The sequence below is a fragment of the Bacillus sp. FSL W8-0848 genome, from assembly GCF_038007805.1.
In the GTDB taxonomy this organism is placed as follows: Bacteria; Bacillota; Bacilli; order Bacillales; family Bacillaceae; genus Bacillus; species Bacillus glycinifermentans.
In genome coordinates this window covers 3,165,809-3,189,587 of sequence record NZ_JBBOYB010000001.1, presented here as the reverse complement: position 1 = coordinate 3,189,587, position 23,779 = coordinate 3,165,809, and the positions used below count along the sequence as shown (strand labels likewise).

Here is a 23,779-nt window from a genome sequence, read left to right as displayed (position 1 = left end):
AAAGCCGAAATTTCTTTTAAAAAGGAAATTCGGCTTTTTACTGTTTTCGTTTCTTGGCTTCAGCGACAAGAAAGTGAAAATACTGCTCAAGATGTAAAATATCCTCGCGGGAAAGGCAGTCCCACTTTTCCGCGTCAAACAGCCACAAATCCTCTGCATCCAGTTCATCTGCGATATCGCAAATGGTGCGGTAGCCCGGCGGCTTTTCTCGGATTTCGCCCGCGCTCATGTAGCCTGCGATGTCCATCAGCTGTTCATAAGGAATCTTTAAGGCTTCTGCCAATTTTTTGATCGTCGCGGGTTTCGGGACTCCGCGGTGCCCGTTTTCGATTCTGGAGATCGCGGCAGCGCTCACACCGGCATACATCGCCAGCTGATTAACCGATAATTTCCTTTGTTCCCGCAGTTTTTTAAGCTGCTCTCCAAACGTCGTCATCGCCATAACCTCTCAATCTTATGATATGTACATTTTAAAGTAAATGTTGACTAAAGGAAACAGTTTAACAGGAAAAATATTGACAAAAGTTAACATAAGGGATAAAATAGCAGCAAGAAATGTGTACGGGCTAAAAAGAGGAACGATGGCAGAGGATCAGGATTTGCCGTCCCGGCTTTTTGCTTCCTGAACGAGAAAGTCAAAATATTTGTCAAGGTTTTCAATGTCTTTTTTCGAAAGGAGCTTCCATTTTTCGCTGTCGAACAGAGACAGATTCTCCAAGCCGTGCCTTGAGACGACATCATGGATGGTATCATAGCTGCTCCTTGATTCCTGCACCGTTGAGGCGCTGATATAGCCGGCTGATGCCATCAATTCCTCATACGGAATCTTCAGAGCGTCTGCAAGCTTCCTGATCGTCGCCGGTTTGGGGACACCGCGCTTCCCGTTTTCGATTCTCGAAATGCCGGCGGAGCTGACGCCGGAATACATGGCAAGCTGATTGACGGTTAGTTTTTTTCGTTCTCTTAATTGTCTTAAATGGCTTCCAAAGTTTGTCATGGATAAAACCTCGCAATCTCTTATTATCAAATATTTTAGTATGAATATTGACTATAGGAAACATCTGGATGATAAAAGTATTGACAAAAGTTAACAAAGTGTATATGGTGGATGTAGATAAAAAGAAATATATATTCGCATGAGGGGGAGGTAAAGTGGTAAAGAAGATCCATATCAAAAGAGATTTTGTCCTTCAGTATATGATCGAACATAATCTTTCCTTAAATCAGCTTGCCATCGAAATCGGCGTATCCCCGGCAACACTGAGCAGAGTGTTAAATGGAGAAAGGAGGCCTGGCCAGCTTGTCATCGGCAAAATGATTCATTACTTCAACAAGAAATTCGAAGATCTCTTTTATTATCAGGATGTTGACAAAAGTCAATAAAAAAGGAGAAAAGGAGGCATTTCACAAAGTGAAAAATACCGGAATCGTAAGGAGAATCGACGAGCTGGGAAGGGTGGTCCTCCCGGTTGAAATGCGCAAGGTGCTGAATATCAAGGAAAAGGACCCGCTTGAAATATACAGCGACGGAGACAGCATCATTCTCACGAAGTACGCTGCCAACATGGCATGTCTGATGACTGGAGAAATCACAACGCAGAACAGAGCGTACGCCGGCGGCAAAATCGTGCTCAGCCCGCGCGGTGCAGAGCTGCTTCTGAAAGATATGATGGAGGCGCTGTCGAAAAAGAAATAATGTTACATATCATGAAGCGGCGATCTTTCCGCTTCTTTTTGGTTTAGGGCACAACGGAGCCGCAAAAAATAAAAAAGACGCACGGACAGCTCGTGACATGCACTTCGTTTTCATGTAAAATAAAAATATTGTCAGCCAGTTTGTCTGGAGGTGTAGGGAATGGCCACATTTTTAACCGTCTTATTAGTGATTGTCAGCATCGTACTAATCATTGTCGTTTTGCTGCAATCCAGCAAAAGCGCCGGGCTGTCTGGTGCAATTTCCGGGGGAGCTGAGCAGCTTTTCGGAAAGCAGAAAGCAAGAGGGCTCGATTTGATTCTTCACCGCATTACGGTCGTATTGGTCGTGCTTTTCTTTTTCCTAACGATTGCGCTTGCTTACTTTGTATAAGGCAATGAAGCATGAGGTCTGATGTTGAAGTCAGACCTTTTTTCTTATTTAACGGATGAAAGTTTGTTTCCATTTCAAACGTGGAAGAATAGATATGAAAAGGAGAGACTGTAAATCATGAAAATCGTCAAACCACAACCTTTTACATTTAAAGGCGGAAAAAAAGCCGTCCTTCTTTTGCACGGATTTACCGGAAACACGGCCGATGTGCGCATGCTCGGAAGGTATTTGAATGAAAGGGGCTATACGTGCCACGCCCCGCAATATAAAGGACACGGGGTGCCGCCGGAAGAGCTTGTACATACAGGTCCGGAAGATTGGTGGAAAGACGTCATGGAGGGCTATGACTATTTAAAATCGGAAGGATATGAACAAATTGCGGCTTGCGGACTGTCTCTCGGAGGGGTTTTTTCGCTGAAATTGGGTTACACTGTACCCGTGAAGGGAATTGTCCCAATGTGCGCGCCGATGTACATCAAAAGCGAAGAAACGATGTATCAAGGCGTCCTTGATTATGCCCGGAATTATAAGAAGTTCGAAGGAAAATCCGCTGAACAAATTGACGCGGAAATGGAAGAATTCAAAAAAACGCCGATGAACACATTAAAAGCATTACAGGAGCTGATCGCAGATGTCAGACATCATGTCGACATGATTTATTCGCCGACATTTGTGGTGCAGGCCCGCCATGATCATATGATTAATACGGACAGCGCGAACATTATCTACAATGAAGTCGAGACGGATGATAAGCAAATCAAGTGGTATGAAGAATCAGGACATGCCATCACTTTGGATAAAGAGCGGGACACGTTGCACGAGGATGTGTACAGGTTTTTAGAAACGCTGGATTGGCAGACATAAGGAGGTCTGGTTAGTGGAAAAAGAAGAATTTATGGATAAGCTTCTCGCCTTTATGAAGGAAGAAGCGTATAAACCTCTGACAGTACAGGAACTGGAGGAGATGCTTGAAATTACGGATGCAGATGAGTATAAAGAGCTTGTCAAAGCCCTAGTTACTTTAGAGGAACAAGGGCTTATTGTCAGGACGAGAAGCAACAGATACGGGCTGCCGGAAAAAATGAATTTAATTAAAGGGAAGATTTCAGCGCACGCAAAGGGCTTCGCGTTCCTCCTGCCCGAGGATTCTTCCCTTGACGATGTCTTCATTCCGCCGTCCGAGCTGGGGACGGCAATGAACGGCGATACCGTCCTCGTCCGTCTCAGCACACAGACCGGCGGAACAAAAAAAGAAGGAACCGTGATCCGTATCGTTGAACGAAATATCGAGACGGTTGTCGGAACTTATACTGAGACGAAAAGCTTCGGCTTCGTCATTCCGGATGACAAAAAAATTACGAATGACATCTTCATCCCGAAACACGCCAAAAACGGCGCAGTCGAGGGGCACAAAGTCGTCGTCCGCCTGACAAGCTATCCTGAAGGCCGGATGAGCGCAGAAGGAGAAGTCGTTGAAATTCTCGGCCATAAAAATGATCCGGGAATTGACATTCTCTCCGTCATTCATAAGCACGGGCTGCCGGGAGAATTTCCCCCGGAGGCGATGGAGCAGGCAAACGAAACGCCGGAAACGATCGATGAGAACGACCTTAAAGGAAGACGGGATTTGCGCGATCAAACGATCGTGACGATCGACGGAGCAGATGCGAAAGATTTGGACGATGCGGTCACCGTCACAAAGCTGAAGAACGGCCACTATAAGCTCGGCGTCCATATTGCCGATGTCAGCCACTATGTCACAGAAGGCTCGCCGATCGACAAAGAGGCGTATGAACGGGGAACAAGCGTCTACCTCGTCGACCGTGTGATCCCGATGATCCCGCACAGGCTGTCAAACGGGATCTGTTCATTAAACCCGAAAGTAGACAGGCTGACGATGTCCTGTGAGATGCTGATTAACAAGCAGGGCCAGGTTGTCGAGCATGAAATTTTCCAAAGCGTCATCAAAACGACCGAGCGGATGACGTATTCAGACGTCAACAAAATTCTGGTCGATGATGATGAAGAACTGAAGCAGAAGTATGAAGCGCTTGTGCCGATGTTCAAAGATATGGAAGAGCTTGCCGCCGTTTTGCGCGAGAAGCGGATGGCGCGCGGAGCGGTCGATTTTGACTTTAAGGAAGCAAAAGTGCTCGTCGATGAAGAAGGAAAAGCGAAAGACGTTGTGCTGCGGGAGCGGTCAACGGCAGAAAAGCTGATCGAGGAGTTCATGCTTGTCGCCAATGAAACAGTCGCTGAGCATTTTCACTGGATGAACGTTCCGTTTATTTACAGGATTCACGAAGATCCGGATCAGGAAAAGCTGCAAAGGTTTCTCGAGTTTGTCACGACGTTCGGCTATGTCGTTAAAGGAACAGCGGGGAACATCCACCCGAAAGCACTGCAAAAGGTATTGGATGATGTCAGGGACACGCCTGAGGAAGCCGTCATCTCAACGGTGATGCTCAGATCGATGAAGCAGGCCAAATACGACCCGCAAAGCCTCGGGCATTTCGGGCTGTCGACGGAGTTTTACACGCATTTTACATCACCGATCCGCCGCTATCCCGATTTAATCGTTCACAGGCTGATCAGGACGTATTTAATTCAGGGGAAAACGGATGAGGCGACACGGGAGAAGTGGGCTCATCTTTTACCTGACATCGCGGAGCATACCTCCAATATGGAGCGCAATGCGGTCGATGCAGAGCGGGAAACGGACGATCTGAAAAAAGCCGAATATATGATGGATAAGATCGGCGAAGAATTTGACGGCGTCATCAGCTCGGTCACAAACTTCGGGATGTTCGTCGAACTTCCGAACACAATCGAAGGGCTGGTGCATGTCAGCTTTATGACCGACGATTTTTACCGTTTTGACGAACAGCACTTTGCCATGATCGGCGAAAGAACGGGCAACGTCTACCGGATCGGCGACGAAATCACGGTGCGCGTCGTTGATGTCAATAAAGAAGAGCGAAACATCGATTTCGAAATCGTCGGCATGAAAGGGACGCGCCGCCGGAAGAAACCGGATGCCAAGAAGAAGTCAGACGTCAAGAAAAAACCGGCTTCCGAAGAAAAAGGCGACTGGTTCACCCGGCCGAAAAAGAAAAAAGTGAAGAAAAAACGCGGGTTTCAAAACGCGCCGAAGCAAAAAAGAAAGAAAAAGAAAAAATAGCGGCACACTTCGGAAAAGGCGGCGAATTGTAAGACAGACGCCGATTTGGTAGAATAATACGTATTCGCTACCTTTTCAGGAAGGAAAGAAGCAAGCGGGAGGAGGTTGCCGTATGCCAAAGGGAGAAGGGAAAGTCGTTTCCCAAAATAAAAAAGCAAATCACGATTATTTTATAGAGGAAACATACGAAACAGGCATCGTTCTGCAAGGAACCGAGATCAAATCGATCCGCGCCGGCCGGGTGAACTTAAAGGACTCTTTCGCCAAAATCGAGAGGGGAGAAGTGTTCCTGCATAATATGCACATCAGCCCGTACGAGCAGGGAAACCGCTACAACCACGATCCGCTGCGGACGAGGAAGCTTTTGATGCACCGCAAGCAGATCAACAAGCTCATCGGCTTAACGAAAGAGCAGGGGTATTCGCTCGTGCCGCTCAAATTGTATTTAAAAAACGGCTTTGCCAAAGTGCTGCTCGGTCTTGGAAAAGGGAAAAAGAAATTCGACAAGCGGGAAGACCTGAAGCGGAAAGACGCGAAGCGCGAAATCGAAAGGGCTTTTCGCGACAGGCAAAAAGGGTTGATGTAAAGCCTGGATGTATGTTATCATATTTGAACGTGATCACAGAGATTACCATTTCAATCTCGCCGTGATCTTGTTATAATAATGATGCAGCCAGTTTTTCCGTATACCTTGTTTACAAGGGGACGTTACGGATTCGACAGGGACGGATCGAGCTTGAGCTGCGAGCCGAGAGGCGATCTCGTAAAAACGCACCTAAATATAACTGGCAAATCTAATAACCAGAACTTAGCTTTAGCTGCCTAATTAGCGCAGCGAGCTCTTGCCCGCATCGCCTATGTGCCGGTACAGAGCCCATAACCGAGTAGGCTACGCTTGCGCCTCCGTCTGAGGGCGCAGGAAGAGATTCATCAGACTAGCTCTCCGAAGGCCCGCCCGCAGGCACGACGATGAGCGAATCTAAATATGCAGGGCTACGCTCGTAGACGCTGAAGTATCGACGTTTCTGGACGTGGGTTCGACTCCCACCGTCTCCATACATAGTGATGAACTCGGTGATCCAGGAAGGGTTAAGGCACTCTTTTTGACCGACGAAACGAGATTATGAAAAAACCGCTGATTGTAAACAGCGGTTTTTTTATGTCATAAAATTTTCAGGTATTAAAACCAATTAGTCAAGCTTTAAAGCATTGCTTTAATCGGAGGCTTGTGAAGTTTTTAATGTTATGTAGAAAAAGTTAACTTCATTTCTCCCCAATTGTATAGAAGTACGGCATGAAACCTTAGTGGGAGAAACACTTTTTTATTTTATTTGAGAACGTTAATCTTCCCATTTTATAATTTTTCTTAAGATAAATAATATTACCAGTATAACTACAAAAGAAATTAAAAAGTTTAAAAAGAAATCACCTGTGAAAAAATTGAATGTTCTGTTCAAAAGGGAAAACATAATCTGACTCACTAAAGTTACTGCAAATACCATGCCAACCAATTTCACATTCGTATTTTTCATTACCAAATTCCCCTTTCGTATTAGTAAATTATACCCTTTAACAAAATATCCCTAGATTGTAATGTATAAATATATCAACAAATACAAAAACAGGGGGTATATTATGAAGAAATTTCTAGCCTTATTGATGACATTTTCTATGATAACACTAGTGGTTGGTCAGCAGTCAACTGTCCAAGCAGACGAAAAGTGTAAAACTTGTGAAAGTTCTACGACATTACCTTCACCTTCTTCATCAGACCTAAAACAAGCAGTAGACATTTTAAAGAAAAATGGAATTAAAACATCTTCCTTGAATACGGAAAATTCAACTGTTGTTAAAGATCAAGAAGAGAAAATTGTGATCATATCGGATAATGTAGACAAAGATAAAAAGCAAATGCATTTCAACCAATATTATGTAAATATAAACAACAATAAATATCTAGCTTTAGAGCATAAAATTGAGAAACTAGACAACAATAACTTTAAAGTCGAAATAATTAACTTAAATGTCGGAGCGAAGTATATTGTTAAATTGGACAAAGACGGAAACAAAATTGATGAAAAATTTGTTTCTCCCAAAAATGAAAATAGCTTTCAAACACAAAACTCTTCAAGCCTATGCCGAAAAATTGTCAACGCTGTCTTAGGTACTGGAACAAAAGCAGCCTGTGTTATAGCATGCACAGGTGTTACAGGCGGTTGGGGAGCGATAGCATGTTCGGCACTATGTGGGCTTGTAACTACTGGAGTAAGCTGGGCTGGTGCAAAGAACATGTGTGAGCAATTATTCGGTTAGAAAATTCAGGTCCCTTCTCAAACGAGAGGGGGCTAAATTATTTTTAAGGTGATTTTTATTTAATCCAAGTAGCCCTTTTTTGATAATAATTCTATTTGAAGTTAGATCTAATTATAGTAGGGTGAAATTAATAAATAAACTAACACACCTGTAAAGCTGACATAGAGCCAAATTGGCATTGTCCATCGAACAATTTTTCGATGCTTATCAATTTGCTTCGTTAATCCCCATAATAATGAAAATAGAGCAAGTCCAATCACAATACCTGCAAGAATACTATGAGAAATGAGTATAAAATAATAAAAGTATTTTGAAAGGCCATGCCCCCCATAATGAGTTGTCTCACCAGATAAATAATGATAAGTAAGATAAGAAATAAGAAAAAGTATAGTTGTTGTGAAAGCAGCAAAAATAAATCCCTTATGTATTTTTATGTTTTTCTTTTTAATTGCAAAATAAGCAGCAAGTAAAAAAATAAAAGTAAAGCTATTAAGTATTGCGTTTAACCGAGGGAATATAGAGAGGTCAAAACTTATTTTCCCATGATAACCAAGTGGCGAAAAAAACAGTAATAATATAATGATATTTGCAGTAATAGTGACAGTGATAATCAAGCCAGTGTAATTTCGTTTGCTGGTTGATTGATAAGATGTGTTTTTCATATTTATCTCCTTTCTTTGTTTATAAATCATCGACACGGTTTTTATAATTATATCGTAAAAAAATAAAAGTAAAAAAAGTATAAAGTAGCAATTGAAATGCAAATGGCATGATGAAATGTACCTGAATATTCATTCCAAAAATAGCGGAAGAATGTTTAATATTCAGTTCATTAATTCATCTTTTATCATATGTGATATTCTTTTTTCCTACTGAATGTCTCTTTTATTTTTACCAAAATTAATGTTTATCTCTTTTGAATAAGCACTATGCTATTTACTTAACAATATTTATAAATAAAGGCGATATATCCTAAACGTTATGCATCCTTCATCCGCTTAACAGCCTCCACAATGTTGCCCCTTTCTGTTTCTCTTATGGCAGAAATTTTCGGAGCCTTCGGCACGTTGAAGCCTGCATGGGAATGGAAGAAGTCGAAGAGCAGGGTGCCGGTCAGGTTGTTTTGCCGATCGCTGACGACGATCCCAAAGACCCTTGAACGTTGATCTTCCGTACCCCATTTTTCGATGGAATGTCTGAAATTGAGCGATTTTCCGATCAGAAAATCGCTTTTTTTAGTGTCGTGCGTCGTTTTGAAGCCGCATGCCTCAAGGCTTTCAAATACTGGAGGCATCAGCTTGTCAAGGTAAAGGCCGTAGGTCCTCCAACTCGGGAAAAGTTTTCATTAATTCTTCATAATGGTCATGCAGCGCTTTTTTCCAATTGTTGCTGACGAAGCGCTGCATCTGTTCACCGATTTCCTCCATATTGCAAACCCTCCTTTTTTGATCATGCACCTTTAGCTTATAACATGCATGCAAATGGCAACGTTTTTCACACTTTTGAGCAGTGCAGAAGGGGGCGCTTCGGAAAAACTTTATAATGTGCTATAAGGAAGCCGTAATGCCGCGCTCTCATCCGCAGTTGGGCTATGGTTTATACACAAGGCGGGGATAGAGCATTTTGTCGACGATGAAAAATGATACGGCCATCACGATTTCAGCAGATGTCGACAGATATATGTCATCCAAAAATTCATCAGCTGTAAATACGGCAGTCCATAAAAAAAGGACAGCGGTGATGTCGCTTGCTAGAACGGCTGCCCATTGACGGAGCCGAAGCCTTCTGATCGTGAGGATCATGATCTTTTCGACAGGTTCGATCATAAGTGTCAGCGCGATATATGCGAAAGTAAAAATGAACACGGAGCCGAATGATTGAAAAAAAGCGCCCAATAGCTGAAACAAAACAGAAATTCCTATAAAGTGCCCTGCAAAAATACAAGCCGCTGAGATGCAGCAGACGGCTATTTTTTTGAACATGAGATCACAGCTCCTTTTATGGTATGTAAACAGCCGGAGGGCTTGCGGAAAGCAAGCCCTGGCATCTTTTTATTTACAATGTTTAACGACTGGATGTTTTTGTTTGCAAAGCGTTTTCATCAAGTCTGCGCCCTCATCCAGGTGGTCGCGGACGAGCGTTTCAGGAAGAAGCGCGAGCCATTGATTCAAGGATATGTCTGCGTAATGGTCGTCTTTGAAAATTTCGAGGAAGCGAAGCGGTTTGTCCCCGGTATTTTGAACATAGTGCCCCATGGCAAACGGTACATAGCCGACATCGCCCGCCCGGTAATTAAATGTTCTTGCATGTCCGTCGGAGGCAAACACGGTCATTTTCGCTTCGCCTGAAATGTAATATTGCCATTCATCTGTATTTGGGTGCCAGTGCAGCTCCCTCATTCCGCCCGGCTCGACTTCGACCAAGGCTGCGGCAATCGTTTTCGATGCTTTAAAGTTCGTCGAATCGGCGATCCACACCTTTCCTCCGCTCGATGCGATCGGTTCCTGCTCAAGCAGCCGGTAGCTGAACGATTCAGGCACCGTTCCGTTCGGACTGTCAACCTTGTCATTTTCGAGAGAACCTGGGATCGCTTTTTGGAAAATGTATTTTTCCTCATCTGGAAGCGCTGCGACGATCTCCTCTGAAATTCCGAAGTTGGCGGCTATGACGTCGTCAGGTGTATGGGCCAGCCAATCCGTCACCTGGAAGGTGCTGTTTTCCGAGAAAGAGCCGTCATCGAAGACGAGCAGAAATTCGCAGCCTTCATCAAGAGCTTGTATAGAATGAGGAAGCCCGGACGGAAAATACCATAAATCGCCTTCCTTGACATCTTCGATAAAATTTTTCCCGTCTTGATCAACTGAGGTAATGCGTGCGGAGCCGTACAGCATATATGCCCATTCCGCTTCTTTATGCCAGTGCAGCTCTCTGATCGCGCCGGGTTTCAGCCTCATGTTGACGGAAGCGATATTGTCTGAAACTGGCAGTTCACGGACGGTTACTTCCCTCGCATAGCCCCCTGTTTCAAGACGGTTGTGGACATCGGAAAATGAGAACTTCATGTTTGGAACGGTACCGTGATCGGTTTCAGGCGGAACGAGCATGTCCGGATTTTGCCGGTCGCGTTCGATGTTGTGCGGAATTTTGGTTGTCGCCCCTTTTTCTCCTCTGATCGGTTCTGGAATCTGTTTGTTTTTTTCCATTGTGAACATCTCCTTTTTTGAATTTTGAAGGGAGACTAAAAAGACCTTTCGTTTTCCCCTTCCGTCATGTTAAGTGAAAGAAGCGGCCTGGATGTCAATCGGTGTGTGCATTTTTTTCTTTAATCAATTCGATCAATTCATCAATTTTCTTTTCGAAGCGGGTTAAAAGGTAGATCGCCAATACGGCAGGGAAGCCGACATTTCCGACGTATTCGATCAATGTATTGTCCATATGAAACACCTCCTATTTCTATAAGTGACGAAAGATCGAAAAATGTCAGCGAGGAACGATTTTTGCAAGAAAAGAACTTAGGTTTGCATATTTATGGAAAAGATAAGTTTACTTTTCTTGCATTTCTTTCATTTAACTAAATAGGAGGCGGTGTTTTATGAAGAATTTAGCTTTACTGCGTTCCAAAATGAAGGAAATCAGGGGACATCCGCTTATCAAACATTTCTTGAGCAACCCGAGGTGTGAGCGGCTTTTTCACCATGTCATGGAGCATCCGGATTCTGAAGAGGCTGAATACCTTGATCTTGAGTTCAAAAAATTTTATAAGGATATTCGGATCATCAAGTACATCAATTCTATGATCAGGATATTCTCAATCGATTTTGATAAACGAGTCCGGAAGAACCAGCAGCGGTTTCCGCTGATCATGGACGACTGCGATCATGCGGCCGAACCGCCTCAAGGAGATGTCTTCGATGATGTGTTAAACCGGGAGGAAGATTTGGCCGAGCATATCCAGGACCCGCTGCTTTATGAGGCGTTTATGCAGCTGACAGATAAGCAAAAGCAGGTGTTTGCGCATATCTATATTCACGGCGCTTCTATGCAAGAGATCGCCCGCTCTTTGGGAGAATCGAGGCAAAATATCTCTAAAATTCATAAAAGAGGCATTGAAAAAATGAGAAAATGTCTGAATTCTAAAGGGGAAGGGGAATGATAAAGATGAATCTCTCTAATGACCGGGATTTTGAAGAATGGCTCGAAACCTTCATGCCGATGATCAGGAACAAATTAAAAAACACATCTTTTCAAGAAAGGGAAGACCTTGAGCAGGAGCTGAAAATTAAAATTTATGAAAAAGCGGACATGCTACTTTGTCAGGATGTCCCCGGGTTTTGGGAATTTGTCGCCGACCTGGTAAACAAGCTTTGACCTGAAGTCATGATGCTTGCGTTAAATCACAATTAGTGATAGAATTTGTAGCATTTGATTCGTGGAAGTGTCAAAGCAGCTGTATTGAAATTATTACTATTATTTGTTTTAATATGACTGTGGATTTACAAAGTAAATGGATGATAATTCCATAATATATAATGAATGCGATAGATAAGGTGGTAGGAAACATGGAAAATCAATACCGGGTATTGTTGTACTATAAATATGTTCACATCGACAATCCTGAGCAATTTGCGCAGGATCATCTTACATTCTGCAAAGAGCTGGGGCTGAAAGGGCGGATTCTCGTCGCAGAGGAAGGGATTAACGGCACCGTGTCGGGAACGGTCGAACAGACGGAGACATACATGAATGAAATGAAAAAAGACCCCCGCTTTGAAGATATGGTCTTCAAAATCGATGAAGCGGATCAGCATGCGTTCAAAAAAATGCATGTCCGCCACCGCCCTGAATTGGTGACGCTCCGCCTTGAAGACGACGTAGACCCGAATGAGCTAACAGGGAAATACCTTGAGCCAAAAGAATTTTATGAAGCGCTGCAGCAGGAGGATACGATCGTCGTCGATGCCCGAAATGATTATGAGTATGACCTTGGTCATTTCCGGGGAGCGATCAGACCCGACATCAAAGCGTTCCGCGAATTGCCTGAATGGATCAGAGAAAACAAGGAAAAGCTCGAAGGAAAGAAAATTTTGACTTACTGCACGGGCGGAATCCGCTGTGAGAAGTTTTCAGGCTGGCTGAAAAAAGAAGGATTTGAAGACGTTTCCCAGCTTCACGGAGGGATCGTCACCTACGGGAAAGATCCGGAGGTTCAAGGCGAGCTGTGGGACGGAAAATGCTATGTCTTTGATGAAAGAATCAGCGTTCCCGTCAACCGAAAAGAGCACGTCATCGTCGGCAAGGATTATTTCACGGGCGAACCGTGCGAACGCTACGTCAACTGCGCCAATCCGGAATGCAACAAGCAAATCTTGTGTTCAGAAGAAAACGAACACCGCTATTTGCGGGGCTGTACGCATGAATGCCGGATTCACCCGCACAATTTGTACGTGAAAGAACACGGCCTGACAGAGGAAGAAGTGCGAGAAAGACTAGAAAAGCTGAATGAAGAGGAACATGCAGCAAAGTCATAAAAGCAGTGAATACAGAATATCATATAAAAAATCGAAGATGCCCGCGGCATCTCCGATCGGCATTGCTCCTTTAAATGGAGCCGGCTTTGGTTTGAAATGGGAACGCCTTGAAAGGATCAGGGCGTTCCTGTTTTTTTTTCGCGAAATGAAATTCCCGTCTGAAGGAAAGCTATATGTTGCTGAATATTTGCCATTTGAATGTCTCATACTACAAACAACAATTTAAAAAAGGCAGGTAGGCAGAAATGGCGAAAATCCTTTATATTACCGCACACCCTCATGATGAAAGAGCATCGTACAGCATGGCTGCGGGAAAAGCATTTATCGATTCGTATAAGGAAGCACATCCGGACGATGAAGTAATTCACCTTGACCTTTACCGGGAAAACATTCCGCATATCGATGCCGACGTGTTCAGCGGCTGGGGAAAACTTCAATCAGGATCGGGCTTTGAACAGCTTTCCGAACACGAAAAAGCAAAGGTCGGCCGTTTGAATGAGCTGAGCGAGCAATTTGTTGAAGCTGACAAATATGTGTTCGTCACACCGATGTGGAATTTCTCTTTTCCTCCTGTAATGAAGGCATACTTCGATGCAGTCGCCGTTGCAGGAAAGACGTTTAAATACACGGAGCAAGGTCCGATCGGGCTGCTGACGGATAAAAAGGCGCTGCATATTCAGGCGCGGGGCGGCTACTATTCAGAGGGACAAGCCGCTGAATTAGAAATGGGACACCGCTACATCAGCATTATCATGCAGTTTTTCGGGGTACCGTCGTTTGAAGGCCTGTTTGTTGAAGGGCATAATGCGGAACCTGATAAAGCGGACGAAATCAAAAAAAATGCGATTGCCCACGCAAAAGAATTGGGTAAGACATTTTAAAAACCGCGGGGAAAACCCGCGGTTTTTCGTTATTGATCGGTCGATACTGTCTTTTTTAATTCGCTGCTCGTTCGGGCCGCTTCGATGATGCGGATGACGTTGAGACCTTCCTCTGCTGTAACCGGGAGTTTGCCGCCGTTCTTGATGCTTGCCGCAAGTTCTTTGTAGTATGTCAAATAAGAACCAGGCAGCGTTTCCACGATTTCTTTTTTCACTTCTTCGCCTTCGACAACGGTTAATTCTCCGTAATTCTCCGGTACGTCCGTTCCCCAAGATTCACCGGCCGGTTTTTGTCCGGACCGCAGCGCGTCTTCCTGCCCATCGATGCCGTATTTGATAAAGCTTCCTTTTGAACCGTGAATCTGGTAGCGCGGGCCGTTTGCCGGAACGATCGAGCCGGAGTGCAGAATCGCCTGCAGCTTCCCGTAATGAAGTACGACGTGGAAATAATCGTCTGTTTCAGCGCCTTCTCTTTGGGCGGCCACTTGAGCGGTAACGGCCTCGGGCATGCCAAATAAATGAAGGGCCTGATCGATCAGGTGTGAACCAAGATCATAGAGCGCGCCGGAACCCGGGCCTTTCTGTTCCCGCCAGCGTTGTCTGACATTCGGCCTGAAGCGGTCGTAAGAAGCATGGAATGTATTGACCTCTCCGAGGCGGCCTTCATCGATCAGCTGCTTGATCGTCAAAAAGTCGTTATCCCATCGTCTGTTGTGGTAGACGCTGAGGCGCACGCCTTTTTCTTCGGCGATGTTTATTAACTCCTCTGCTTCTTTGGCTGTAGCCGTCATCGGTTTTTCCAGGACGACGTGCTTTCCGGCGAGAAGGCATTCTTTAGCCGCTTCATAATGAAGGCCGCTCGGCGTTGTGACGATCGCCAGATCAATCTCCGGATCACTCGTGATGTCTTCAATCGAGCTGACCGTTTCCGCTTCCGGAATCTCCCGGTTGACTTGCTCTTTTCGGGAAGTCATCACTTTTTTGATATCGAATTCGTCCAAAACCGATAATAAAGGCGCATGAAAAACAGAACCTGACAGCCCGTAGCCCAATAATCCCGTGCGAATTCTCTCCAACTTCATTCTCCTCTCATCTTTTATTTGTCTATGTAGTGCTGTACGTCTTTATTTTACCCTGTTTGCCGCGATGAACAAACATAAAACCGGCTTCCTGCTAATTTCATCCAATAATTCAGACTTTAGTTAGTGGACATATTCCGTTTTCGGCCTGTAGAATTTTCTAAATAAAGGAGTGAGAAAAGATGGCAAATATTTTGATGATCAATGTTCCGGCTGAGGGCCATGTCAATCCTACGCTAGGTATGGCGAAGGCTTTTGCAGAAAGAGGGGACAATGTCCACTACATTACGACCGAAAAATTTAAAGAAAGGCTTGAAGCGCTCGGCGTCCGCGTTCATCTTCAGCCCGACGTCATGCAAAAACTGAAAGGCGTGGATTCGGTGCTGAAAATCATGATTGAGATTGCAAAAGATACGCTGTCAGCCGTAAGGGAGCTGGCCGAACAGATCGAGTTTGATTTTGTTTATTACGATACATTCGGAGCCGGAAAACTGGTCCGGGATTATTTGGGGATTCCCGGAATTTCTTCATCATCCTCCTTCTTGTTTTCCGAGGAATTTATGAAAAAACACGGACCGATCAAAGCTGCCGAGGGAAACCCGGAAGTTGAGAGGCTCATAAGAGAGATTCGGGACGAGTTCGGCGTGAACGTGGAAAGCCCGGCACAGTTTATGAGAAATGACGGCGAGTTAAATATCGCGTATACGAGCCGCTATTTTCAGCCTGACAGCGATCGGTACGGAGATGAATACGTCTTTGTAGGCCCGAGTTTTCCCGAGCGGAAAGGATCCAGGCGCGGCTTTCCGCTCGAAGAACTCGAAGATGAGCGTGTTCTGTATATTTCGATGGGGACCGTTCTTGCAGATAAAGAAGCGTTTTTCAATATGTGCATTGATGCATTTTCTGATTTTAAAGGGAAGGTTGTTATCGCCGCCGGAGAAAGGACCGATCAAAGCAGGCTGAAAGCATCACCCGACCATTTTATTATTTCTGCTTATGTTCCCCAGTTAGACGTATTACGGCATGCTGACGTTTTCATCACTCACGGCGGAATGAACAGCGTCAATGAAGCGATTCACTTTGAAGTGCCGCTCGTCGTCATTCCGCATGACAAAGACCAGCCCGTCGTCGCGGCGCGTCTAAAAGAGCTTGGAGCAGGCTTTGTATTGTCTGAGGAAGACGTGAATGATGAAACTTTAAAGAAAGCCGTCAATGAAGTAGCAGCAAATGAAGCCTATTTGAAAGGAATCCGCAAGATCAAGGAAAGCTTTCAGGATGCAGGCGGAGTCGCGCGGGCGGTGGCGGCCGTTGACCGGTTTGTTGAAGAAAAGAAGCACAGACTGCCGGCAAATTAAAGAGGTTTCCGCATATCGAAACAGGAAGATTTTATGACAAGTTCGTTTTCTTTGCTGTATCCCCCAGGTTATCGTTGATATCATGGGGGGATTTTTTTGGAGAACCATTGGGGAGCTTTTATAGATAAAGAGCTTTATGTGAAGCCGGAGAACGTCGAGGGGAGCTTGAAGAACAAGACGTTTGCCGTCAAGGATGTGTTTCATGTAAAAGGGCATAAGAACGCCGCTGGAAATCCGGACTGGCTGAGGACGCACGGACCATCGGCAAAAAACGCCGCAGCGGTCGATCTTCTGCTTCGGGAAGGAGCCGGGCTGAAGGGGGCTGCCCATACAGATGAATTGATGTACAGTCTGAACGGGGAAAACGCCCATTATGGAACACCTGTCAATCCCGCCGCCGAAGGGAAAGTTCCGGGCGGCTCATCGAGCGGCTCCGCGGTTGCGGTTGCCGCCGGCTTGACCGATTTTGCCCTCGGAACGGACACAGGCGGCTCCGTCAGAATTCCATCGTCATACTGCGGCATTTTCGGATTTCGGCCGACACACGGGGAGGTATCTGCCGAAGGCATGATTCCGCTTGCCAAAAGCTTTGATACGGTGGGCTGGATGGCGAAAGATATCGGCGTTGTTCATGCCGTCGGCCGCGTTTTATTGAGCGGCCGGGACAGCAGCCGGCCATCCTTTGACAGCATATATTTTGAAAAAGAGGCTTGGCGGCTGCTTGAAGATGAGGATCGGAAGGAAGTCCATGCGCGTGCCGCCGATTTAATCGGCGGCGAATGCGAATGGGTGAATGTGGCAGACAACGGGCTTGCCGAATGGGCTGAAACGTTCAGGGTGCTGCAAGGCTTGGACATTTGGGAAGAACACGGAGAGTGGATCACGCGCGAAAAACCGGTGTTTGGCGCAGGAATTGCAGAGCGGTTTCAATGGGCGTCCACGCTCAAAAAAAGCGATCATGAACACGAATTTGTCAAAAGGCAGGCGATCGCAGACAAGCTGGCCGATTGGCTCGGTGAAACCGGCCTGCTTGTCATCCCTACCGCCCCCGGCACTCCGCCGCTCCGCGGGATTCCGGAATATCGATTGAATGAGAGAAGGGCCAGAACAATGCAGCTCACGTGTATAGCCGGGCTCGCAGGACTGCCGCAGATCACGATCCCTTTATCAGCGAAAAGCGGCGAGCCATTAGGATTATCGTTTATCGCCGGCCCCAAACAGGATTTGAAGCTTCTCTCCTGGGCGGAAAAGTCTGTTTTGTCGTTGAAGCTGTAAAGCATATGTTGCGGGTTTTCATCCTGCAAAATATGCTTTTTTGCTTGCAAAGTTTTTTGTTAACCGGTAAACTATAATATAGTTAACCGGTTAACAAAATGAGAAAGGGATGAATAAAGTGGAAAACAATATTCATGAGCAGGTATTTGAAGCTGTTCAGGATTTTGTCCTGAAAAGAGAGAAACGAATGCAGCACGAACAGCAGAAAGCCGCCGAAGAAGCTTTTAAAGGCGAAGAACATCTGCGTCAACATTGGACGCTCACACAGCTTCACATCGTGTCAGTCATCAATGACAGCGAAGCCTTGGTTAACAACGCGTATCTTGCGGAGCGGCTTCACGTTTCAAAAGCGGCCATCACAAAAGCGACAAACGTTTTGATGAAGCGCTCGATGATTGAGTCTCACAAAAAGCCGAACAACAACAAGGAATTGTATTACACGCTGACAGCGGAAGGCAAAAAGCTGGCGGAGGTCCATGACCGGATGCATGAAATCGCAAAGCAGCGCTATATTGAACTGTTTGAGAAATTTTCGGAATCAGAGCTCAAAACCGTCATCCGCTTTTTAGGCGAATGGTCAAAACATATGGAATGAATCAGACGGGCGGATGGCGGCATCCTGCTGTCCGCGTATCATCAAAATAAAGGCAGGCGTTTTTCAGGTTGAAACATATGAAAGCAAGTCCATCTTTTATTATGTATGCTGTTTGCATCAGCGCGTTTTTTGCTTCGTTAAGCCAAAATATCTATTCGCCCATCATCCCTCTTATCATGGATTCGTTCCGCGTTTCCGCACCAATGGTGAACCTTTCCGTCACTTTGTTTATTTTCGTGACGGCAGTGATGCAGATGATTCTCGGTCCGCTGATTGATCGGAAAGGCGCAGGATTTGTGATGACGGCAGGCATCGCCGTAACGGCTGCAGCCAGCATCGGCTGTGCCGCAGCTCAGGACTTTACGCTGTTTCTGATTTTCAGGGTGCTTCAGGCCGCGGGAACCGCCGCCCTTCCTCTCATTGCTGCGACAACGATCAGCGGTTTATTTGAAGGAACAAAACGGGCGAGCGCGATGGGGACGTATCAAATGCTGTTATCCATCGCCCCCGCAGCGGCGCCGATACTTGGGGGATTCATCGGCGACCGATACAGCTATCCAGGGGTTTTTTGGTTTTTGGCGGGAATATCCGCCATTCTGTTTTTAGTAAACGCCCTGTATGTTCCTCACAGAAAACCGGGGAAGAAAGGGCGCATCACTGCGAACTGCCTCTTCTCCGGCTACAAGGACATTTTCAAAAACAAGACGGGACAGGCGATGTTTAGTTTGAGTTTTTTCATCTTTTTCGTGTATTTTTCAATTATCGTCTATTTGCCTATTTTATTGACTGACAGCTATCATCTCAGTCTGAAAACGGTCGGCTTGCTTTATTTGCCGATCGCTGGAAGCACAATTGCCGGAAGCGTGCTGTTTAAATGGATTCAAAAGAAAGCGCCGCTTGGACGGCTGTTTTTGTACGGCAATCTAACAGCTGCAGGAAGCATTGTCATATTTGGATTCACCCATACCTTCTCGATTTTTTTCATGTCCATCGCCCTTATCCTTTTTGGCATCGCGATGGGGCTTATTCCGCCGCTGTTCTCGACGGTGGTGGCAAACGAATATGAGGAAAACAGGGGCAGTGCATTAGGAATGTTTAACTTCATCAGATACACCGGAATGGCGTGCGGGCCGATGATAACGGCATTTCTGCTGGAACGGCTGCCGTCTGTCTCCGTGTTTTGCTGTTTTGGAGCGCTGTATGCGGGCGCTGTGCTCGTGATGGAGACGGTCATCGGGAAAGCGTACAGACTGAAAACCGAACAGAGACAAAAAACAATCGGTTCTTCCTGAAATGGAGTGATATTATGCTGTTTCTTTCCGGAGGCGGGGACCGGGACCAAACCCGCATGATCGATCAGCGTTTTGCTGAAGAAATCGATAAAGCGAAGCCTTTATTATATATTCCAGCGGCGATGGAGGCTTCACGGTTTGACAGCTGTTTTCAGTGGATAAAAGGGGTTTTCTCTCCGCTTGGCGTAAACGGCATCGTCATGTGGCCGGACGTAAAGAATAAGAGGTTCCGGGATTTGGATCGCTTTTCTGCTGTATATATCGGAGGTGGAAATACGTTTCGTTTATTGAAGCATGTCACAGACACCCGTTTCAACGATATTTTGCAAAGCTATGCAAAGCGGGGCGGGATTGTCTACGGCGGAAGCGCGGGCGCGATCATTCTCGGAAAACATATCATGACATGTTCCCATATGGATGACAACAATGTTGGTTTAAATGAATTCGACGGTTGGGGCTTGCAGGCGGGTATTCGATTTGGTGCCACTACAATCGGGAAGACGACCCGCTGATCAATACATTTATAAAGAAATATGGGACGCCGGTTATTTCATTGCCTGAGGAAACGGCGATTTTGGCCGGCGGTGGCAGAATGCAAGTCATCGGAACAAAGCCCGCCTGTGTATTTGCGGAAGACAGCAAGACCGTTGTCGATGTGAATCACTTTATAAAGAAAAGCTCCACATGAACCGGCATGTGGAGCTTTTTTTCTCTCTATTCCCAGGCTTCGTTCACCTGTTTTTTCTCGGACGCACAAGCGAACATCGTCAGCGTTAAGCCGAATGCAGTCATCAGGGCGCCTCCGGTAGCGAGATATGTGTAGGATTTGGAGGCGTCGAGAATGATGCCGCCGATCCATGCGCCGAGCGCGTTGGCGAGGTTGAAAGCGGCGATGCTGACGGAAGTTGCAATCGTCGTTCCGTGTTCAGATCCTGCAACGACTTTCGTTTGCAAGAGCGGCACCGTTCCGAACGCGCCCGCTCCGAATAAGAAAGTCGCAATGATGGCGCCTGCCGGATGTCCAGAAACAAATGGAAACGCCGCCAGAATGCACATCAATGCGATCATGACACCGATCATAGAACGGGTCAACAGGTGAAACGGCACTTTTCCCGCATAGAAGTTGCCGACAACACCGCCGAAGCCGTATGCGAAAAGGGCTGCCGTAATGCCGAGGCTTCCAAAGCCGGCAGAGTGTCGCAGCATAGGTTCGATGAAGGTGTAGGCGATGAACACGCCTGAATAGCCAAAGATGGTGATGGCAAAGGAATAAAGGACTTGTTTATTTTTAAAGACATCCCATTCATGGATCAATTTCGGCACGACTTTCGGCTTTTTGTGCGGTACGGTCAGCAGGATGCCGAAAAAGCCGATCAGGCCGAGAAGTGCGACCATGAAGAAGACGATCCGCCAGCTGAAAAGGTCACCCAAATAGGAGCCGAATGGGACGCCGAGCATCAGGGCGATCGTCAAACCGCCGTTCATTGATGCAGCAGCAGCGGCCCTTTTTTCAGGCGATACCATTTCGCTGACGAACACCATCGTCGTTGCAAAAAATGCACCGTGAATGGATGCGGATAAAAGTCTGGATATGAGTAAAACGGTAAAGTTTGGCGCAAATATACTGAGTGTATTCGCCAAAACGAAAACGCCCATCAAGCCGAGCAATACAGGCTTTCGCGGAAGCTTTACCGAAAGAAGCGTCACGATCGGCCCCGTCAGACAGACGCTTCCTGCGTAAGCTGTCACCAACAGTCCTGTCGCTGAAATCGGGACAGAGAGATCCTTTGAAATAGAAGTTAAAATGCCCATGACGACGTATTCCGTAAAGCCGATGGAAAACGTGCAGATCATAAAAATCATAATGATCAGCTTGATTGGCGCATTGTGTTTTCTGTTCATCGCTTCATCCCTCCTTTAAAAAACATGAGTTTATATCGTAAAAGATAATGGGAGGAATTTCAACCGCTTTTTTTTATGGAATATGTTTCAACTGAATATCAAAAAAACGATTACAAAAAAACAAAAACATGATACTCTTAAAACAGACATATACAAAAATAAACAAACGAAAACGGAGTGATTGATATGGTGGAATATTTATGGTCCGATGATCAAGCAACAGCATTGGCGCCGGGGCTAGACGAACTCGTATACCGCTCCAACCTGATCGGCTCTGACCGTTCCGTTTGCAATTGGGGCGGCGGCAACACGTCGATGAAAACGACGGAAACAGATTTTCGCGGCAGGAGCATCGACGTCATGTGGGTGAAAGGCAGCGGATCTGATTTGGCAAAAATGAAAGCGGTTAACTTTACCGGGCTGAGGCTTGACGATATCCGTCCGCTGATTGAACGCGAAGACATGACGGATGAAGACATGACAGCTTATTTATCACACTGCATGATCGATAAAAATCATCCGCGCCCGTCAATCGAAACGCTTTTGCACGCTTTTTTGCCGTTTCGGCATGTGGATCATACGCACCCGGGTGCAATCATCAGCATTTGCTGCGCAGACAACGGAAGGCAAATTGCCGAAGAGATTTTCGGAGACCGTTTTGTCTGGGTGCCTTATGTAAGGCCGGGCTTCAAACTCTCGAAAATGATCGCCGAAGGAGTGAAACACAATCCGAAAGCCGAGCTTGTTTTAATGGAGAAGCACGGGCTCGTCACATGGGGTAAGACGTCTAAAGAATGCTATGCCCGGACGATTGCCGTGATTCGCGAAGCGGAAGATTATATCGAGCGACGTTCTGCCGGACATCAGCCATTCGGCGGACAGCAGCATGAACCGTTGCCGGCCCAAGAGAGAAAGCGCATCGCCGCCGACATCATGCCGGTGATACGCGGGGCCGTCAGCGATCAGAAGCAAATGCTCCTGACGTACTGCGATTCGGAAGATGTGCTGGAGTTCGCGGGCAGCAGAAAGGCCCCGGAGCTTTCGCAAATCGGCGCCGCCTGTCCGGATCACCTCGTTCATACAAAACGCGTCCCGGCGTATATCCCGTGGAAACCGGCGGAAGAGGATCAGAACCGCCTGATCGAATTGATAAAAACAGAGATTGCCAAATTTAAAGACGAATATAGAGCCTACTTTGAGAGAAACAAACAGGAAGGCGACGAAATGTTTGAACCTGCGCCCCGCGTCATCCTGATCCCGGGGCTCGGACTTGTCGCATCGGGAAAAAGCCTTGCCGCAGCAAAAGTGAGCAGGGATTTATACCGTCGGGCGATCGCCGTCATGAAAGGGACGGAAGCGCTGGGAAACTTTGTTTCTCTCAATGAAGAAGAATCCTACCGCATTGAATACTGGCCGCTTGAGCTCTACAAATTAACGCTCGCTCCTCCGGAAGCTGAATTTTCCCGCAAGACCGCTTTTGTGACGGGCGGCGCCGGCGGAATCGGCAGCGAGACGTGCCGCAGGCTTGCTTCCGTTGGGGCGCATGTCGTTGTCGCAGACATCAACATCGAAGGCGCAGAAAAAACGGCGCGGGCGATTAATGAACAATACGGCGAAGGCAGGGCGTCCGCCGTTAAACTGGATGTCACGAAAGAAGACGAGGTTCAGGCGGCTTTCAGGGAAAGCGCTTTGCGTTACGGCGGCATTGACATCGTCGTCAACAATGCCGGGCTTGCGACGTCAAGCCCGATCGATGAAACGAGTCTGCAGGAATGGAACTTGAATATGGACGTTTTGGGTACAGGATATTTCCTGGTCGCCCGAGAAGCTTTTAAACAAATGAAAAAACAAAACCTCGGCGGGAGCATGGTGTTTGTCGGATCGAAAAACTCGGTCTATGCCGGCAAAAATGCCGCCGCCTACAGCTCCGCTAAAGCGCTTGAAGTCCATTTGGCGAGATGCATCGCCGCAGAAGGCGGATCATACGGCATCCGCGTGAACTCTGTTCTGCCTGACGCCGTTCTGCAAGGGTCGGCGATCTGGGATTCGAAATGGCGCGAGGAAAGGGCTGCTGCCTACGGAATCGGGCCAGATGAACTCGAAGAGCATTACAGGAAGCGGACCGCTCTTTCCGTAAACATTTATCCGGCCGATATTGCCGAAGCGATCGCTTACTTTGCCTCAGGAAAATCGGCCAAAACGACGGGGTGCATGCTGACTGTCGACGGAGGCGTACCTGCCGCATTTGCAAGATAACCGAAAAGGCGGCAGAGGAGCCGCCTTTTTCAAAAA

Annotated in this window: 28 protein-coding genes and 1 other RNA gene; 19 read left to right on the top strand and 10 right to left on the bottom strand. The window is 46.4% G+C overall.

Features of this window, described 5'->3' with window-relative positions; all coding sequences use genetic code 11:
- Nucleotides 1-37: 37 nt before the first annotated feature.
- Nucleotides 38-436, bottom strand: a complete 399-nt coding sequence (locus NSQ39_RS16835) for a helix-turn-helix domain-containing protein (protein WP_046129130.1) — start codon at nucleotides 434-436, stop codon at nucleotides 38-40.
- A gap of 156 nt (nucleotides 437-592) precedes the next feature.
- Entirely contained in the window at nucleotides 593-997 is a 405-nt protein-coding gene (locus NSQ39_RS16830) for a transcriptional regulator (RefSeq protein WP_046129131.1), read from the bottom strand.
- Between the two features lie 200 nt (nucleotides 998-1,197).
- On the opposite strand from NSQ39_RS16830, the gene NSQ39_RS16825 reads away from it, so the two are divergent.
- The 8 genes from NSQ39_RS16825 (at nucleotide 1,198) to NSQ39_RS16790 (ending at nucleotide 7,580) form a co-directional block, all read left to right on the top strand.
- The gene (locus NSQ39_RS16825; RefSeq protein WP_096892181.1) at nucleotides 1,198-1,383 is read left to right on the top strand and encodes a helix-turn-helix transcriptional regulator; all 186 of its coding nucleotides are present in this window, start codon (nucleotides 1,198-1,200) and stop codon (nucleotides 1,381-1,383) included.
- Nucleotides 1,384-1,411: 28 nt separating this feature from the next.
- The gene (locus tag NSQ39_RS16820; protein ID WP_046129133.1) at nucleotides 1,412-1,696 is read left to right on the top strand and encodes an AbrB/MazE/SpoVT family DNA-binding domain-containing protein; all 285 of its coding nucleotides are present in this window, start codon (nucleotides 1,412-1,414) and stop codon (nucleotides 1,694-1,696) included.
- A gap of 159 nt (nucleotides 1,697-1,855) precedes the next feature.
- Nucleotides 1,856-2,086, top strand: a complete 231-nt coding sequence (gene secG, locus NSQ39_RS16815; RefSeq protein WP_046129134.1) for a preprotein translocase subunit SecG — start codon at nucleotides 1,856-1,858, stop codon at nucleotides 2,084-2,086.
- Nucleotides 2,087-2,203: 117 nt separating this feature from the next.
- Nucleotides 2,204-2,950, top strand: a complete 747-nt coding sequence (locus NSQ39_RS16810; protein WP_046129135.1) for an alpha/beta hydrolase — start codon at nucleotides 2,204-2,206, stop codon at nucleotides 2,948-2,950.
- Nucleotides 2,951-2,963: 13 nt separating this feature from the next.
- Nucleotides 2,964-5,267, top strand: coding sequence for a ribonuclease R (gene rnr, locus NSQ39_RS16805; protein WP_046129136.1), 2,304 nt, complete (start codon nucleotides 2,964-2,966; stop codon nucleotides 5,265-5,267).
- Nucleotides 5,268-5,379: 112 nt separating this feature from the next.
- Nucleotides 5,380-5,853, top strand: coding sequence for an SsrA-binding protein (smpB, locus tag NSQ39_RS16800; RefSeq protein ID WP_046129137.1), 474 nt, complete (start codon nucleotides 5,380-5,382; stop codon nucleotides 5,851-5,853).
- A 115-nt stretch (nucleotides 5,854-5,968) separates the two neighbouring features.
- Nucleotides 5,969-6,326: a transfer-messenger RNA gene (gene ssrA, locus NSQ39_RS16795) on the top strand.
- Between the two features lie 576 nt (nucleotides 6,327-6,902).
- Entirely contained in the window at nucleotides 6,903-7,580 is a 678-nt protein-coding gene (locus tag NSQ39_RS16790; protein WP_175075514.1) for a hypothetical protein, read from the top strand.
- A 107-nt stretch (nucleotides 7,581-7,687) separates the two neighbouring features.
- Here NSQ39_RS16790 and NSQ39_RS16785 read toward each other — a convergent pair whose 3' ends face one another.
- From NSQ39_RS16785 to NSQ39_RS16760, 6 genes are all read right to left on the bottom strand, one after another.
- On the bottom strand, nucleotides 7,688-8,242 hold the full coding sequence (locus NSQ39_RS16785; protein WP_175075512.1) for a DUF420 domain-containing protein: 555 nt from the start codon (nucleotides 8,240-8,242) through the stop codon (nucleotides 7,688-7,690).
- Nucleotides 8,243-8,559: 317 nt separating this feature from the next.
- A complete protein-coding gene (locus NSQ39_RS16780; protein ID WP_236809549.1) occupies nucleotides 8,560-8,874 on the bottom strand; it encodes a DUF6022 family protein in 315 nt (104 codons plus the stop codon).
- A 7-nt stretch (nucleotides 8,875-8,881) separates the two neighbouring features.
- The gene (locus NSQ39_RS16775) at nucleotides 8,882-9,007 is read right to left on the bottom strand and encodes a hypothetical protein (RefSeq protein WP_272901825.1); all 126 of its coding nucleotides are present in this window, start codon (nucleotides 9,005-9,007) and stop codon (nucleotides 8,882-8,884) included.
- A 162-nt stretch (nucleotides 9,008-9,169) separates the two neighbouring features.
- Nucleotides 9,170-9,562, bottom strand: a complete 393-nt coding sequence (locus NSQ39_RS16770) for a YrvL family regulatory protein (protein WP_046129182.1) — start codon at nucleotides 9,560-9,562, stop codon at nucleotides 9,170-9,172.
- Nucleotides 9,563-9,631: 69 nt separating this feature from the next.
- Nucleotides 9,632-10,783: an oxalate decarboxylase family bicupin gene (locus NSQ39_RS16765; RefSeq protein ID WP_175075511.1), complete on the bottom strand. Its 1,152-nt coding sequence runs from the start codon at nucleotides 10,781-10,783 to the stop codon at nucleotides 9,632-9,634.
- A 94-nt stretch (nucleotides 10,784-10,877) separates the two neighbouring features.
- The gene (locus NSQ39_RS16760; protein ID WP_082094021.1) at nucleotides 10,878-11,015 is read right to left on the bottom strand and encodes a YvrJ family protein; all 138 of its coding nucleotides are present in this window, start codon (nucleotides 11,013-11,015) and stop codon (nucleotides 10,878-10,880) included.
- 157 nt (nucleotides 11,016-11,172) lie between these two features.
- On the opposite strand from NSQ39_RS16760, the gene NSQ39_RS16755 reads away from it, so the two are divergent.
- The 4 genes from NSQ39_RS16755 (at nucleotide 11,173) to NSQ39_RS16740 (ending at nucleotide 13,989) form a co-directional block, all read left to right on the top strand.
- Nucleotides 11,173-11,733 (top strand): sigma-70 family RNA polymerase sigma factor, encoded by a 561-nt coding sequence (locus NSQ39_RS16755; RefSeq protein WP_175075509.1) that lies wholly within the window; start codon nucleotides 11,173-11,175, stop codon nucleotides 11,731-11,733.
- On the top strand, nucleotides 11,730-11,948 hold the full coding sequence (gene rsoA, locus NSQ39_RS16750; protein ID WP_373687989.1) for a sigma-O factor regulator RsoA: 219 nt from the start codon (nucleotides 11,730-11,732) through the stop codon (nucleotides 11,946-11,948). Before NSQ39_RS16755 ends, rsoA begins: the two co-directional genes overlap by 4 nt.
- 191 nt (nucleotides 11,949-12,139) lie before the next feature.
- On the top strand, nucleotides 12,140-13,108 hold the full coding sequence (gene trhO / locus NSQ39_RS16745) for an oxygen-dependent tRNA uridine(34) hydroxylase TrhO (protein WP_175075508.1): 969 nt from the start codon (nucleotides 12,140-12,142) through the stop codon (nucleotides 13,106-13,108).
- A 245-nt stretch (nucleotides 13,109-13,353) separates the two neighbouring features.
- Complete coding sequence (locus tag NSQ39_RS16740; protein WP_046129187.1) at nucleotides 13,354-13,989, top strand: FMN-dependent NADH-azoreductase; 636 nt, start codon at nucleotides 13,354-13,356, stop codon at nucleotides 13,987-13,989.
- Between the two features lie 29 nt (nucleotides 13,990-14,018).
- Here the strand turns inward: NSQ39_RS16740 and NSQ39_RS16735 are convergent, their stop codons facing one another.
- A complete protein-coding gene (locus NSQ39_RS16735; RefSeq protein WP_175075506.1) occupies nucleotides 14,019-15,071 on the bottom strand; it encodes an oxidoreductase in 1,053 nt (350 codons plus the stop codon).
- Between the two features lie 179 nt (nucleotides 15,072-15,250).
- Here NSQ39_RS16735 and NSQ39_RS16730 point away from each other — a divergent pair, with 179 nt between their 5' ends.
- The 6 genes from NSQ39_RS16730 (at nucleotide 15,251) to NSQ39_RS16705 (ending at nucleotide 20,273) form a co-directional block, all read left to right on the top strand.
- Nucleotides 15,251-16,423 carry a macrolide family glycosyltransferase gene (locus NSQ39_RS16730; RefSeq protein WP_175075504.1) on the top strand — a complete coding sequence of 391 codons (1,173 nt, stop codon included), beginning with the start codon at nucleotides 15,251-15,253 and terminating at the stop codon, nucleotides 16,421-16,423.
- A 96-nt stretch (nucleotides 16,424-16,519) separates the two neighbouring features.
- Entirely contained in the window at nucleotides 16,520-17,698 is a 1,179-nt protein-coding gene (locus NSQ39_RS16725; RefSeq protein WP_175075502.1) for an amidase, read from the top strand.
- A 118-nt stretch (nucleotides 17,699-17,816) separates the two neighbouring features.
- Nucleotides 17,817-18,293, top strand: coding sequence for a MarR family transcriptional regulator (locus tag NSQ39_RS16720; RefSeq protein WP_046129191.1), 477 nt, complete (start codon nucleotides 17,817-17,819; stop codon nucleotides 18,291-18,293).
- A gap of 77 nt (nucleotides 18,294-18,370) precedes the next feature.
- Nucleotides 18,371-19,585, top strand: a complete 1,215-nt coding sequence (locus NSQ39_RS16715; RefSeq protein WP_175075500.1) for an MFS transporter — start codon at nucleotides 18,371-18,373, stop codon at nucleotides 19,583-19,585.
- 14 nt (nucleotides 19,586-19,599) lie between these two features.
- Nucleotides 19,600-20,097, top strand: coding sequence for a Type 1 glutamine amidotransferase-like domain-containing protein (locus tag NSQ39_RS16710; protein WP_254416469.1), 498 nt, complete (start codon nucleotides 19,600-19,602; stop codon nucleotides 20,095-20,097).
- Complete coding sequence (locus tag NSQ39_RS16705; RefSeq protein WP_236809577.1) at nucleotides 20,037-20,273, top strand: hypothetical protein; 237 nt, start codon at nucleotides 20,037-20,039, stop codon at nucleotides 20,271-20,273. The genes NSQ39_RS16710 and NSQ39_RS16705 overlap by 61 nt, the downstream gene beginning before the upstream one ends.
- Before the next feature lie 26 nt (nucleotides 20,274-20,299).
- Here the strand turns inward: NSQ39_RS16705 and NSQ39_RS16700 are convergent, their stop codons facing one another.
- Nucleotides 20,300-21,487: an MFS transporter gene (locus NSQ39_RS16700; RefSeq protein ID WP_175075498.1), complete on the bottom strand. Its 1,188-nt coding sequence runs from the start codon at nucleotides 21,485-21,487 to the stop codon at nucleotides 20,300-20,302.
- A gap of 186 nt (nucleotides 21,488-21,673) precedes the next feature.
- Here NSQ39_RS16700 and NSQ39_RS16695 point away from each other — a divergent pair, with 186 nt between their 5' ends.
- On the top strand, nucleotides 21,674-23,743 hold the full coding sequence (locus NSQ39_RS16695) for a bifunctional aldolase/short-chain dehydrogenase (protein ID WP_175075496.1): 2,070 nt from the start codon (nucleotides 21,674-21,676) through the stop codon (nucleotides 23,741-23,743).
- The last annotated feature ends 36 nt before the right edge of the window (nucleotides 23,744-23,779 follow it).